This is a genomic window from Rhizobacter sp. P3_B12, assembly GCF_056402895.1.
Map to the genome: position 1 here is coordinate 1 of NZ_JBFUGN010001772.1, position 546 is coordinate 546.

Annotated in this window: 1 protein-coding gene and 1 pseudogene; both read left to right on the forward strand. The window is 69.2% G+C overall.

All coding sequences use genetic code 11. The annotated features are described in order from the left end of the window. The coding region (locus AC1D01_RS38140) for an ExbD/TolR family protein (RefSeq protein ID WP_477875210.1) at positions 1–219 on the forward strand (219 nt) is incomplete at its 5' end. Next, positions 216–546: pseudogene (locus AC1D01_RS38145) on the forward strand (AgmX/PglI C-terminal domain-containing protein); the annotation flags it as partial. The gene AC1D01_RS38140 and the pseudogene AC1D01_RS38145, both read left to right, overlap by 4 nt.

Consider the following 546-nt stretch of genomic DNA (forward strand, 5'->3'; position numbering starts at 1 on the left):
GGGCTGAAGGGTGACCTGATCGCGCCGCTGAAGGACGAGCTCGACATCCAGGCCGGCCGCGAGATGATCCGCGAGGCCAACAAGGACAAGGGCAAGGCGCTCACGATCATGGGCGACAAGGACATCCCGTACCAGCTGCTGCGCAAGATCATGTACACCGCGGCACGCGCGAGCTTCACCGACATGTCGTTCGCCGTGCGGCAGAAGGCGGGCGCATGAGTGCGGCCACCGTTTCGTTCAATCCCAGGGTGATGCCCTGGGTCGGCGTGCCCGAGGATGACGCGCGTTTTCGCCGCATCATCCAGCGCACCGTCGGCGTGTGCCTGCTGATCTTCCTGATCGTGCCGTGGCTGCCGGTGCGGCAACCCGACCGCAGCGCGCCGGCCGAGCTGCCGCCGCGGCTGGCCAAGCTGGTGCTGGAGACGCCTCCGCCGCCACCGCCGCCGCCCAAGGTGCAGGAGAAGCCGAAGGATGCGGCCGAGGCCGCGGTGCCGCAGGCCAAGCCCGACCAGGCGAAGCCGATCCCGGCCAAGCCCGATCCGGTGA